Raw genomic sequence first — 13,753 nt, forward strand, 5'->3', positions numbered from 1 at the left:
TACACAGGGAGAATCTCAACATGAGCGAGCTTCAGGAACTGATGAACCAAATTAACGAATTCACAAGGGAACGCGACTGGGATCAGTTTCACAGTCCGGAAAACCTTGCGAAATCCATTGCCATTGAAGCGGGAGAACTGCTCGAATGCTATCAATGGAGCAGTGAAGCAAAGCCTAAAGCTGTGGAAGAAGAACTGGCGGATGTGCTGAATTACTGCCTGCAGATGGCGGCAAAGTTAGGCCTGGATCCTGTTGAGATTGTCCGTAAGAAAATGCAGAAAAACGCTGAGAAGTATCCTGTAGACAAGAGCAAGGGGAGAAGTACGAAGTATGATCAACTTTGATGTTAAGATCTGTGATTTTCCCTTTGACGCAACAAGTCAGTCCAGGATTGAACAATGGAAAAGCGGAGATAAGGAATACGGTACCAATTGGCCTGTTGTGTACATGATCCATAATGACGATTCCAAAGAAGCATATATTGGTGAAACGCTAAACGCGGGCAAACGGGCGGCTCAGCATTGGCAGGTAGAAGAACGTAAACGTCTGAAGACAATCCATATCATGACGGATGACACTTTCAATAAATCCGTCATTCTTGACCTGGAATCCTTCCTGATCAAGTATATTTCTGCTGATGGCAGGTATAAACTGCAGAACGGGAATACGGGCCTGTCTAATTTTGATTACTATGACCGGCAGGGATATGAAAAAGAGTTTGAAAAGATTTGGGAATGCCTGAAAGAAAAAGGAATAGTAGACAGCGGGATTGCAGATATTGAAAATTCAGACCTGTACAAATACTCACCATACAAATCTCTGACAAAAGATCAGGAAAGAGTGCTGAAAGAAATACTTGAGCACCTGATGCTTTGTATATGTAAAAACGAGGAGAAGACGGTTATTGTAAAGGGTGGAGCCGGAACAGGGAAAACGATTCTGGCTGTATTCCTGCTTAAGCTTCTGTATGATCTGAAAAACGATACATATGAAGACAAAGACGAGGAAGATTCCGAAGTAAATATCGATAAGCTTCATGCTATTATGAAACAACGGGATCTGAAGATCGGATTTATAGTTCCGCAGCAGTCTTTACGTAAAACACTGAAGAAGGTTTTCCGTACAATGCGTGGTATCCCAGAAAGCATGATTATGACACCAACGGAAGCCGCTATTGCTGCGACGGATGCTCCCTTTGATCTTCTAGTTTGTGATGAAGCACACAGATTGCGCAGAAGAGTGGCTCTCAGCCAGTATCCGGCATATGACAAGGTCAATAAAGACCTTGGTTTGCAAAAGGACGCGACAGAATTGGACTGGATTATCCGCTCCAGTAAAATGCAAATCCTTTTCTATGATTCAGCACAATCAGTCAGGCCATCAGATATTCCAAAGGGTGTATTCCGAAAGATTCTGGACGCACAAGAGAATAAGCAAAATCTGCAACTGACATCCCAATTGCGCTGCCTGGGCGGGGATGATTATATCAAGTATATCCATGAGGTTCTTGAGTATGAAGGATTCCTGACAGATATTGATAGATCGATAACGGAATCCGCTGTTCTTAAAGAAAGCGGTACAATTTGGACAGCACCGCATGGAAACTTCAAAGACTATACTCTTAGTTTCTATGATGATGTCGATGAGATGATGAATGAGATCAACCGACTGAACAAACGGTATGATCTATGCTGTGCTGTGGCTGGGTATGCATGGGAATGGATTACAAAAAAAGAACCGAAGAATACAGCTAAACGGGATATCGATATTGGCAAAGGATATATATGGAACCGAACTTATACGGACTGGATCAACTCCGACCGGCTTCCATACGAAATAGGTTGCATTCATACTGTACAGGGATATGACCTGAATTATGTTGGTGTAATCTTCGGACCGGAAATCTATTACGATAAAACAAAAAAGAGAATTGAAGTTGATAAAAGCAAGTATAAAGACAGCCTCGGAAAAGCAGTTGGTAATGACTATGAAGCATTACGCGCATACATCCTGAATATCTATGCCACACTTCTGACTAGAGGAATTCGCGGAGCGTTTGTTTATGTCTGTGATCCCGATTTGCGGGAATACCTGAGACCGTACTTTACGGAGTAAAGTTATATTTTACAAATAGTTTACACCGCTGGCCCTTATTATATGGTATGCTTTAGATGTCGCAATAAGTATGATAGGAGCCACTGCCATGCCCAACTCAATCATCATCAACTGCAAGAAGTGCGGTATGCCGCTGAAAAAGGGAACCAAGATCTGCTCCTACTGCGGAGAGAATACCGGTTATCTGTTTAACCGGAAACCCAGGGAAAAGGAAAGAGCCATCCGGATCGGCGGATTCAAGATCGCGATCCCGTGGGTCACACTTATCCTGATCGTCCTGAATGCGGTAGCAGGTATCTATAAACTGGCTGGAGGACAGTATGACGTTCTCCGGCATTTCGGTATGATCCAGGGAGCCCTCCAGAGAGGAGAGCTCCAGCGGCTGTTCCTGAGCAGCTTCCTGCATTTTGACCTTTCGCATTTCTTCAGCAATATGTACGGCCTGGCGATCTTCGGCTTTGTATTTGAGAACCGGATCGGCAAATGGAAATACCTGCTGATCTATATTGCTTCCATGCTGGGATCCGCCCTGCTGATCAACTTTATCGGCGGCAGCGGCCTCCATGCCGGTGCCAGCGGTGCCATCTGGGGCCTGATGGCAGCGAACCTAGTATACAACCTGATCACCCGGAAAAAGTTCCTGTATATGCTGTATGCCTTTGTGGCTGTGATCGGTAATGTGCTGTCCACCTTCTCGGCAGGGATCAGCTGGCAGGGTCACTTCGGCGGAGCCATCGCCGGTGTAATCGCCGCACTGCTGCTCTTCAAGCAGGAGAAGCAGGAAAAGAAAGTGGAAAAACACATGGAACAGATAGAAAACTATACAACAGGAGCGAACCATGGTCGGCAAGTATAAAGTAATCACCCTGTGCGGAAGCACCAAATTCAAGGATGCCTTTATGGAAGCCCAGAAGCGGCTGACACTGGAAGGGAATATCGTCATCAGCGTAGGGATGTTCGGTCATTCCGGAGACGATGAAGTCTGGACAGAGGGAACCAAGGCAATGCTGGACGATATGCATAAGCGGAAGATCGACATGGCTGACGAGATCTATGTGATCAACGTGGGCGGGTATATCGGGGAAAGCACGAAGTCGGAGATCAGCTATGCACAAAGGACAGGAAAGGCGGTTCGGTTTTTGGAAGAATAATCCGCTGCGGGGGGGGGAGATCCTTCGACTGCGCTCGCTATGCTCGTCTTGCTCAGGATGACACTTTACAAGGAAATGAATAATGGTGGATAAAAGCAGCGCTTGAAGGCGCTGCTTTTTTCTGAATTGATTAGATCTCTCCGCTACACTACGTTCCGGTCGAGATGACATTTGGGGTTTGTGGTTGCTATGAATCGTCAGATAAACGATTTCGTAATATTTGCAAACATGATGTAAAATATCGCAAACATATACGTACAAAGTGAAATTGTGTGCTAATATGCAATAAACAACAAATCAATAAAAGGAGGTCCTGTACTATGAAAAAGGTTGTAGCACTGTTACTTGTATCAATTCTCTTGGTTACCCTGATGGTTCCTGCATTTGCTGGTCCGGTAGAGATGTGCCCTGATTGCAGCGGTGCGCTAGAAAGAACATGGTCTACAACTCGTGTTGAAAGTAAATCTGTATTTGTGTTTATTGGGATTATACCTATTCCTATGTATGCTGTCTATGAGGTTGAAACTACTTATTTCGTTTGTTCCAATACGGTTCATAAACATGAACATACCAGATTTCTTAGATACTCCTCTGAACCAGAAAATTACTACATTTGCTAAAAGCGTATTTATAATACAAAAGGACTGTTTCTCTTGATCGAGAAGGATCAAAAGAAGCGGTCCTTCTTTTTGCTTTGAACGTCCGTATGGTTGAAACAAAAAGCATGTATCCTTCGTTTTATAAGCATACGAGATCTTTCGCGGAAGGCAGGACAGGAGGCGGGGACATGAGCGTGCGGATTCGGAGGATGATGTGCATTGTGCTGGCTGTGTGCCTGCTTTCCTTTGCCCTGCCTGTTTTTGCTGAAGAGACGGACATGAAGACCCTACAGGAGCGGTTGATCTCCCTGGGATACGAGATCGGGACCGCGGACGGGATCATCGGGAAGAAGACTTCCGCGGCGATCATGCTGGTGCAGACAGAACTGAAGGAAAACGGATTCAAAGTCCAGCCCACCGGAATTCCGGATCCGGACACTGTTTCCCTTATCATGGAAGAAAACAATGCAGACCTGCTGAAGACCTTGCGGACAGGAAGCTGGGGAAGCCGGGTGAAGACAGCCCAGCAGCAGCTGATCGGCCTGAACCTTCTGTATGACAGCGCGGACGGGAGGTACGGCGCAAACACGGAAAGCGCGGTAAAGGCTTTTGAGGAAGCCGTTGCAAAGCAGGAACCGGAAAAGGTGAAGGCTGACGGAAAACTGACGCCGGATGAATATGACCTGCTGACGGGAGACCTGACGAAATATCACTTTGAAGCGCCAATCTGTTTTGATGACAGCCATCCGGAAAAGCTGAACGGGAATTACCTGTACGCAAGGCACGCCTGCCTCATCAACGCGGTGACAGGGGAAACCCTGCTGGAAAAGGACGCGGATGCCCAGGCGGAACCGGCCAGCACCACGAAGATCATGACGCTGATCACGGCACTTTCCCTGTGCGATCCGGACAAGGTTATCACAATCCCCGCGGAGGCACTGGACATTCCGGCAGATAGCACCAAGGTACCGGTGACTCCCGGGGAAAAGATGACTATGAAGGACCTGCTCTACGGGATGATGATCCGGTCCGGAAATGACGCGGCGAACTCCATTGCGGTACTGTGTTCCGGCAGCGTGGACGCATTTGCGGAAGAAATGAATAAAATGGCGGAAAACCTGGGAATGACGAATTCCCACTTTGTGAATCCGCATGGTTATACGGCGGAAGGACACTATACCAGCGCCAGGGACCTGGTGACGGCGGCACGGTATGGGCTGACACAGCCGCTGTTCCGGGAGATTGTGACCTGCCTGTATTACACGCTGCCTGTGACGGCGGAACGGAAGAATCCGCTGATCTCCCTGAAGTGGGAGATCTTTGATCCGAACTCCGAATACTATATTCCCCACGCGGCCGGCGTGAAGAGCGGATACACCTCCACGGCGGGATTCTGCTATGTAGGCGCGTACCAGGAGAACGGGGTGACGCTCATTGCCGCGGTGATGGGAGGACGGGGAAGGAATATGGCATGGACCGATCTCAGACGGTTATTTGCATATGGAATGCAAAAAACGGCTGAGATCAGTCAATGAAATATTGCCTGCGGCAATGTGAAATATCCGACCTATGGTCGGATGTGAAATATTGAACCGCGAGCGGTTCAATGTGAAATGTTTTCTACCGAAAACGTGTGATTTACTGTCGCTGTCGCGACGGGATCCTTCGCAAGGCGAAGGATGTCATTGGGATACGGATAGACATAGAGGAAATAGCACCCGAGGGTGCTGTTTTGAATTGATCAGATCTCTCCGCTGCGCGTTGGGATGACAATGGGGTGTGTGCCTGCGGACGGAATGGCAATATAGGTGTGCATGCAAAGGAACGTAAGGTAAACCATTTCGTAACAATTGCAAAATCGCTGTAAACAATCGCAAAAAATACGTACAAAAGGAAATGAATGTGCTAATATGCAGTCAACAACAAACCACACAAAAGGAGGAAACCTAATACCATGAAAAGATTTGTAGCCATTTGCCTGCTGGTTATCTGCGTAGCTCTTCCGCTGCTTTCATTGGGAGCAGTTACCCATCAATGCCAAAAATGCGGCAGTAAGCACGTCATGACGAGTACCAAAACGGCATCTCCCCATACTTGGACGTCACGAAATCATACATCACATGAAACAACAACGATCGTTTGTTTAGAAGAAAACTGCAAGGCAATCACACATACTTCCCGACATGTAGACGCACCGCATACACTCAAGCATACAGTAATAGACAGGATGCCCGGTTTGAATCTTAAGCAGATCAAGCATGCCTGTACTTCCTGCGGTTACTATTATACGACTTATGAACCCATCGATCCGTCCAAACCCTACGCTGCGATGAAATAAACATTCTGTAGTTGACAGAGGGACGGGGTAAATGTCAAACTTCGCATGACATTAACCCCGTCCCTTTGTCAACTACAATTAAGAATACATAATTCATAATTCATAATGGAGGAAGAAACAGCACCTGAGGGTGCTGTTTCTTTGATTAAATGCGCCTTAGGTAGAAAGAACGTGACAGAGGGACAGACTTAATGTCACACTGCGCGTGACAATACGTCTGTCCCGCAGTCACGTTCTTTGTGGTATAATCTGCATGAAAGGGGCAAAAAGTATGAATAATACGACAGTTGATATTATTATCAATCTCCTGATATTTGTGATCACGGTGGTGCTGATATTCCGGTTTTTCCGGAAGGAAGGGAAATGGGCACCGGAACAGGCGCGGTTTGTGTTCCGGTTCTACACCACCCAGAGCAACGTCCTGTGTGCCATATCCGCTTTGCTGATGGCGGTGTTTACCCTGGCGGGAAATGTGCCGGAATGGGTATGGCTGCTGAAGTATATCGGGACGGTGGCTGTGACTGTGACCATGCTGACGGTGTTCTTTTTCCTGGCACCGAGTATTGCCAGCATAGGGAAGAACTGGGTGGAGATCCTGCTGACCGGGTCGGACATCTTTATGCACCTGCTGACGCCGCTGATGGCGCTGGTATCCTTCTGCGTGTTTGAGAGGCGGGGAATGACATTCCCGCAGTGCCTGCTGGGCGTGCTGCCGGTGGTGCTGTACGGGCCGCTGTATCTGTATAAGATCCTGTACGCGCCGGAAGAAAAACGGTGGGACGACTTTTACGGGTTTAATCGAAACGGGAAATGGAAGATCGCGTTTTGTGCGATGCTTCTTGGCACACTGGCAATATGCGTAGGAATTATGTTGGTGCAGAATGTATGATATAGAGAGTCATCCGAAAGGATGACTCTCTTACTGAAAACTGAAGACTTAAAACTTTGCGATCGCTGTTACCAAAATGCCATTGGCATTTTGACAGCTGTAGCATGGCAGTCGTTACCCAAATCATAGATTTGGACAACTGCTCAATAACTGAATAATGGTGGATGGCTAGGCCATCCTTTGAATAAATGTCCGCTTCGGCGGGGGAGATCTCTCCGCGCGCTACGCTTGGTCGAGATGACATCAAGAGCGGAGATGATTGGTTCCCATGTTTATAGAAACATTCTGAAACCGTGGGAGATTCTTCACTGCGTTCAGAATGACACCGAAGTGTGTGCCTGCGGTCAATGATAAATGCGAAAAGTGGATAAAAGTGAAGAGTGATCAGTGATGAGTTTCCAGTGAAGAGTTTTCTCCCGCTGCCATCCTGCCGTCGGCACCGGGACAAAAAATGCACATTGGTTCGTTATATTGGTATATCAAGTCCTAAGGAGGTAACAGGAACGATGACCAAACGAAACCACGGAAAAGTGATGATGCGGCTGATGGGTGCCCTGCTGGCCGCTGTGCTTATGACCGGACCGGCATTCGCGGAAGGGAACAACGAGTTGTTCACGCAGTTTGACGGGATCAGATGGGAATTCTGCAGCGGCGCGGGCGGATGGGCCACGGAGCTGGAGATCCTGCCGGACGGAACATTCAGCGGAGACTACCACGACAGTGAAATGGGCGAGACCGCGGAGGAATATCCGGACGGAAGCCTGTACCTTTGCACCTTCAGCGGAAAGCTTTCCCTGGTGGAACAGGTGGATGAAAAGACCTGGAAGATCCGGGTGGACGAACTGAAACAGGAACAGACGATCGGAGAGGAAAGCATCGAGGACGGCGTCCGGTATGTGTACACGGAACCCTACGGCATCACCCAGGGAGAAGAGTATATGCTGTATAAGCCGGGAACATCCCTGGAACTGTTCACGGACGGCATGAAGTTCTGGGCCCATACTTTTGATGTGGCGGACACCGTGCCGACGGAACTGCAGAACTGGTTCTTCTATGACGAGCAGAACGACTGCGGCTTTGTGGGATTCCAGATGGGATCGAACCTGTCCTACGGCAATCCGTGGGAGAATGTGACCGCGGACCGGCTGCAGGAAGAAACCGGACTGGCCTTCACCCTGCCGGAAGGCGCGGAAAAGGTGGCTTACCGCTGGTACGGCGCGGAGATGCTGGCGGAGATCCAGTTCAGCTGGAAAGGCGCGGAATACTGCTTCCGGACCCAGCCCATGCAGCTGAAGAGCGGTGAGCTGATGGACATCTCCGGGATGTACTTTGACTGGAAAAATGAGGAACAGACCCGGGTGCACCTGTGCTCCGGCAGCGTTGCCAAGGCTGAAAGCGGAACCGGCGACAAGGTGGAACGCTGCCTGTGGTATGACGAAACAGCAGAGATCATGTACTCCCTGTCTGTGGTCGGGGCTGACCTGAACGGCCTGGACCTGGCTGCCCTTGCGGAACAGATCTGCGCTCCTACCGTGGGATAATGGCATTGTTTATTAGATCCCGGCAAAAGCCGGGATCTTCTTTTATGCTTGTCAGGGGATCGGTTATCTGGGATAATATAACAACAAAGACCAAAGGAGTAAGCTATGAGCAATGTAAAGGAACGGTTCCTGAGATATGTACAGGTGGAGACCACCTCCTGTGAGGCAAACGAGTGCTGTCCGTCCACCCCGGGCCAGAAGGTGCTGGGGGAGATGCTGGTCAGTGAAATGCAGGCCATGGGCATGAAGGATGCCTTCATGGATGAGCACGGATACGTGTATGGATGGATCCCGGCGAAGGGCGCGGAAGGCGCACCGGCCATCGGCCTGATCGCCCATATGGATACCTCGGACGCGGTGCCAGGGAAAACAGTGCCGCAGGTGATCCCATCCTATGACGGCGGCGTGATCCGCCTGAAGAACGGGGTGGAAATCAGCGGATTCAGCTTCCTGCCGGGACTGAAGGGACAGGAGCTGATCGTGACATCCGGCGACTCGGTGCTGGGCGCGGATGACAAGGCCGGGGTGGCGGAGATCATGACCCTGTGCGAAAGGATGACGGCGCCGGACGCACCGAATCACGGGAAGATCTGCGTGGCGTTTACGCCGGATGAGGAGATCGGCCGCGGAGCGGACCTGTTTGACGTGAAGGGCTTCGGGGCGGACTTCGGCTATACAGTGGACGGCGGTGCCCTGGGAGAACTGGAATATGAATGCTTCAACGCCGCTTCCTGCATTGTGCGGGTGAAGGGCGTGAATATTCATCCCGGCAGCGCGAAGAACCAGATGATCAACGCGTCGCTGGTGGCCATGGAGTTTGCCGGAATGCTGCCGCCCTGGGAACGGCCGGAGCATACGGAAAAGTATGAGGGATTCTATCACCTGACAGGGATGTCCGGAAACGAGGAAGCCGCGGAGCTGCGGTACATCCTGCGTGACCACGACCTGGGCAAGCTGGAAGAGAAGAAAGCCATGATGACCACCGTATGCGAGACGCTGAACAAGTGCTACGGGGAAGGCACGGTGGCTGTTGAACTGAAGGACTCCTACCGGAACATGAAGGAGATCGTGGAACAGCATCCGGAGATCCTGGAAAGGGCAAAGAAGGCCTTTGAGGAGAACGGAGTGGAACCGATCATCAAACCGATCCGCGGCGGAACAGACGGCGCACAGCTGTCCTACAAGGGACTGCCGTGTCCCAACCTGTCCACGGGAGGATACAACTTCCACGGGAGGAAGGAACTGATACCAGTGGAAGCGATGGAGAGGATGACCGACGTGCTGGTTGCGCTTGTCAGCGCAAAATAATGCGTCTGCAAGCAGACGCTACTGAAAACTGAAAAATGAAAACTTAAAACTTAAAAATGATGGAGAAAACAGTGCTTTCGGGCACTGTTTTTTCTGAATTAAAGCGCCTGCGGCGTAGTAAGGGATTCCTCGACTCACTTCGTGCCCGGGGCTGCCGCCCGTTCTCCACTGAAATAGAGCCACTGGCTCTATTTCCGGGCGTTCCGAACCCCGGAATGACATTTTTTACGGGAAATGGTGGAGAAAACAGTGTCTGATGACACTGTTTTTTTGAATTGAAACCGCTGCGACGGGTGTTTTTTTAGAATTTACACGGTTGTTACATTGTATTGATGACAATGATACAAGAGATGCTGTATTGTAATAGACGGACAATGAAACCATTGGACTGAGAAAGGCCGAGAGGAAATCGAATGGACACGAAAGAGAAGGCAATTGATTCTAAGTGGTACAAGCAGGATGGATCAGAAATAAAAAGGGTTATTAAAATTCTGCTGATCATTCTGGCTATTGCAGCAGGCATAATATGGTACAGCACATTGATGACGCTGCCCGGGGAAGTGAAACTAAACAGCAGTATGAGCATTGAGACTGCTGATGAACTGGTGCAGAAAGCCGGATATATCCCCAAGGATGAGATCAAAAGCACGGAAGATTGTCGTTATCGGTTTTATGAAAGCAGTGAACTTTTCGGTATAAAAACCCTGGGTAGCGAAGTTTGCGCTGTAGAAACCCCTGCGGAAGCTGTATATTTTACACATTATTTTGCTGATGAAAATGAGCAGAATAACGCTGAAAACCCGGGTTCAATCTTTTTTACCGTAAAGGGAGAAATGACCCGTAGATTTGGGAAGAAGCCCACCGAGGCAAAAACACCAAAGGGGAGAACTGTGTGGTACTGGATCGTGAATAAAAAGGAACAAGCAGCAGTGATGTATGTGGAAGACGGTATGTTTGAACTGAGATATACTTATGAAGAGTAGAAGATGAATAATGATTGAGAAAACAGTGCCTTCGGGCACTGTTTTTTTACAGAATTTACAGGATTGTTACATTGAGGAGATGACACTGAAACAAGGAATATAGTATTGTATACGAGGACAATGAAACCACTGGGCTGAGACAGGAGAATGAAGATGAAAAAGAAGATCTGGTTACTGCTGGTTCTGGTACTTGTGCTTGCATGTGCGGCTGGTTATTTCATTTTCAAAAAGCCGGCAGATGTGCGAATCGATGAGGAACATTTTCCGGACAGCGCATTCCGGGAAGCCGTGACGGCATTTGACCTGGACCAGGATGGAAAGCTCAGTGGGGAAGAAATAAAGAAGATAGAGTATCTTAATATAGCAAAGAAAGGTATAGCAAGCCTTCAGGGCGTGGAATACCTGACTGAAGTGAAAAACATTTATGCCGATGATAATGAGCTCACTGAAGTGGATATCAGCCATAACAAAAAGCTGGATCGCATTTTTTTGAGTCATAATCGTTTGGAAAAGCTGGATGTGAGCAACAATGCGGAATTGGTAAATCTTACCTGCCCAAATAACAGGCTGACGGAACTGGATGTAAGCAAAAACGCGAAACTCCAGATCCTGCAGTGCGGCATTAACGGGTTGACTGAACTGAACGTCAGGGACAACACGGAACTGGAGGAGCTGGAATGCTACGAGAATCATCTGACGGAAATAGATGTGAGACTGAACGCAAAGCTTAGATGGCTTGAATGCTGGGGCAACCAACTGACCGAGCTGGACATAAGCAGAAACGCCGAGCTTACCTCCCTATGGTGCTACGATAATCAGATTGAAGAAATAGATTTCAGCCGGAACTTAAAAATGATTCAGGTGAGTGTTTCCGGATGCAAGATAAAGGATCTTGATCTCAGACGTTATCCTGATCTGTGGGGATTTGTCTGCGAAGGGTGCGGGCTGACAGAACTGGACGTCAGCAAAAACCCGAAACTGTATCAGCTGTGCTGCAACGGTAACGAGCTGACAGACCTGAACCTGAGCAACAATCCCAAGCTGGAAGTGCTGGAATGTTCAAATAACCAGCTGCCCCAGCTGGATCTGAGCAATAATCCCCTTGTGAAACGCCTGGAGTGTGACGGTAACAAGCTGACGAAGCTTGATATCAGCTGCTGTCCGAAACTTGTTGAAAGAGTAAACGGAGCCATAGCGGAAGAGAAAGACGGAAGCATCGAGTGGAACCTTCCTAAGGATTCAACCCGATACGTATATGACAGGTTCGTGATGCGAATTGACAAAGATGTGGAAGTAATCAAAGAGGCTGGCTCCGAGCAGGGAACAACAGGAAGAGTGACACATTTTATAGTGTTTGTTGGACGGGAAGAACGCGCAGCAGTATGACGAAGGGATAGAAGAAAGATGATCAACTACAATGACGACAAGCGTATTGCTGAAAAGTTTTACAGCAATGACGGATCAGAAAAGAAAAGGGTTATCAGGATCGTATTGATTATCATGCTGGTCGCCGCTGCTCTATGGGGATTCGGCTTGTGGAGGGAGAACCAGCGTGTGCCTGCCCTGCCCGGGGAAGTGATCCTGAAGGGTGATATGGACATTGCCGCAGCGGATGAACTGCTGCAGGAAGCCGGATATATTCCAGAGGATGAAGTAAAAACAAATGATCGATATTATAAACTGTATTATAAAAGCAGTGAGGTTTTCGGTTATACAACGGTACGCAGTGCACTGGCTGTCGATAAAACCGGTTCGCAAGGCATGTATTTTATTCACTGCTTTGAGGATGACAGTGAAGAGAATAACGCGGACAATCCAGGGGAAAAATTTAAAGCTATCTATACAATACTGACCAAACAAATCGATGAATACCCAAAAATGGTTAGTTCGTCGGATAAGGCATGGACCTGGAGCCTGAACAGAAAAACAAAGGTACATATGCTATATACAAGTGACGGCGTGTTTGTGGTGGAATACCATTATTCAAACAAATGAATCACAAGAAGACGGATCAGATCTCTCGACTAAGCTCGAGATGACAAATAAAACATAATTATGCCAGCGGAGGAAACCGATGAAAATCTGTAAGAACTGCGGAACAGAGATCAGGGACGAAGACAGAATCTGCTACAGGTGCGGGACAGAGTATGTTGAAGAGGAAAGCGTGACGGAGGAGAAAATCGATACAGCTGACCCCAAAGCATACAAACTGAAATGGCATATATTATTCATCGCCATCCTTATGATTGCGGGAGCGGCCCGGGTTTTCTTTTCGGTGCAGGCAATCACAGGGTGGAATCTGTATATCTATAACGGAGTAGACATTACGGTTCTTGTAAATATGTTCTATCCGGGCATAAAGGAGCTGAATATTGTTTATGGTGTGATGGGCCTGCTTACAGCGATACTGATGTATTGTGTCGGTTTCTGGCTGATAAAATTCAGGAGAAAAGCCCTCAAATGGATGGGCATTATGTTCCTTGGATGGATTGCGGTGCGTGTGTTATATATCGGAGCTGTATCGCTTGTTTCAAAAAGAAACAGTTTTGAGAATTCAACAATAATCAGTACGATTGTGGGATATATGATCCTGGGGGTCATCAACTGGGTATACTACTCCAGAAGAAAAGAATTGTTTGTTAAATGAAGGGGAAATGGTGAGGCAGGAGGTAACCCTAAAGGGTTAATGAAATATTGTCTTCGACAATGTGAAATATCGGCCGTGATTCGGCCGATGTGATCCTTCGACTGCGCTCCCTTCGTACCGCTTGCTCAGGATGACACTTTATGCGGAAGCCCAATGTGAAATATTCGCAACTGCGAATGTGT

Annotated in this window: 13 protein-coding genes and 1 pseudogene; all 14 read left to right on the forward strand. The window is 48.2% G+C overall.

All coding sequences use genetic code 11. From position 1 onward, the window contains the following. Positions 1–20 precede the first annotated feature (20 nt). Positions 21–344 carry a nucleotide pyrophosphohydrolase gene (locus JYE50_RS01980; RefSeq protein ID WP_084093984.1) on the forward strand — a complete coding sequence of 108 codons (324 nt, stop codon included), beginning with the start codon at positions 21–23 and terminating at the stop codon, positions 342–344. Beyond that, positions 331–2,115, forward strand: coding sequence for a DNA/RNA helicase domain-containing protein (locus JYE50_RS01985; protein ID WP_084093986.1), 1,785 nt, complete (start codon positions 331–333; stop codon positions 2,113–2,115). Before JYE50_RS01980 ends, JYE50_RS01985 begins: the two co-directional genes overlap by 14 nt. 88 nt (positions 2,116–2,203) lie before the next feature. Beyond that, positions 2,204–2,971, forward strand: a complete 768-nt coding sequence (locus JYE50_RS01990; RefSeq protein ID WP_179138150.1) for a rhomboid family intramembrane serine protease — start codon at positions 2,204–2,206, stop codon at positions 2,969–2,971. Continuing rightward, positions 2,955–3,266, forward strand: a complete 312-nt coding sequence (locus JYE50_RS01995) for a hypothetical protein (protein ID WP_084093989.1) — start codon at positions 2,955–2,957, stop codon at positions 3,264–3,266. The genes JYE50_RS01990 and JYE50_RS01995 overlap by 17 nt, the downstream gene beginning before the upstream one ends. Before the next feature lie 320 nt (positions 3,267–3,586). Beyond that, positions 3,587–3,886, forward strand: a complete 300-nt coding sequence (locus JYE50_RS02000; protein WP_143329676.1) for a hypothetical protein — start codon at positions 3,587–3,589, stop codon at positions 3,884–3,886. 167 nt (positions 3,887–4,053) lie between these two features. Beyond that, on the forward strand, positions 4,054–5,400 hold the full coding sequence (locus JYE50_RS02005) for a peptidoglycan-binding protein (protein WP_179138151.1): 1,347 nt from the start codon (positions 4,054–4,056) through the stop codon (positions 5,398–5,400). A 1,074-nt stretch (positions 5,401–6,474) separates the two neighbouring features. Beyond that, positions 6,475–7,092 (forward strand): hypothetical protein, encoded by a 618-nt coding sequence (locus JYE50_RS02010; protein WP_084093991.1) that lies wholly within the window; start codon positions 6,475–6,477, stop codon positions 7,090–7,092. 506 nt (positions 7,093–7,598) lie between these two features. Further along, positions 7,599–8,633 (forward strand): hypothetical protein, encoded by a 1,035-nt coding sequence (locus JYE50_RS02015; protein WP_084093992.1) that lies wholly within the window; start codon positions 7,599–7,601, stop codon positions 8,631–8,633. Positions 8,634–8,738: 105 nt separating this feature from the next. Beyond that, positions 8,739–9,941, forward strand: a complete 1,203-nt coding sequence (pepT, locus tag JYE50_RS02020) for a peptidase T (RefSeq protein ID WP_084093994.1) — start codon at positions 8,739–8,741, stop codon at positions 9,939–9,941. A gap of 413 nt (positions 9,942–10,354) precedes the next feature. After that, positions 10,355–10,924, forward strand: coding sequence for a hypothetical protein (locus JYE50_RS02025; protein WP_084093996.1), 570 nt, complete (start codon positions 10,355–10,357; stop codon positions 10,922–10,924). A 153-nt stretch (positions 10,925–11,077) separates the two neighbouring features. Beyond that, positions 11,078–12,310 carry a leucine-rich repeat domain-containing protein gene (locus JYE50_RS02030; RefSeq protein ID WP_084093998.1) on the forward strand — a complete coding sequence of 411 codons (1,233 nt, stop codon included), beginning with the start codon at positions 11,078–11,080 and terminating at the stop codon, positions 12,308–12,310. 18 nt (positions 12,311–12,328) lie between these two features. Beyond that, positions 12,329–12,919 carry a hypothetical protein gene (locus JYE50_RS02035; protein WP_084094000.1) on the forward strand — a complete coding sequence of 197 codons (591 nt, stop codon included), beginning with the start codon at positions 12,329–12,331 and terminating at the stop codon, positions 12,917–12,919. Between the two features lie 79 nt (positions 12,920–12,998). After that, positions 12,999–13,067: pseudogene (locus tag JYE50_RS15490) on the forward strand (zinc-ribbon domain-containing protein); the annotation flags it as partial. A gap of 21 nt (positions 13,068–13,088) precedes the next feature. Next, positions 13,089–13,571, forward strand: a complete 483-nt coding sequence (locus tag JYE50_RS02040) for a hypothetical protein (RefSeq protein WP_283399128.1) — start codon at positions 13,089–13,091, stop codon at positions 13,569–13,571. Positions 13,572–13,753 lie beyond the last annotated feature (182 nt).

This window comes from Aristaeella lactis (assembly GCF_018118585.1).
GTDB lineage: Bacteria > Bacillota > Clostridia > Christensenellales > Aristaeellaceae > Aristaeella > Aristaeella lactis.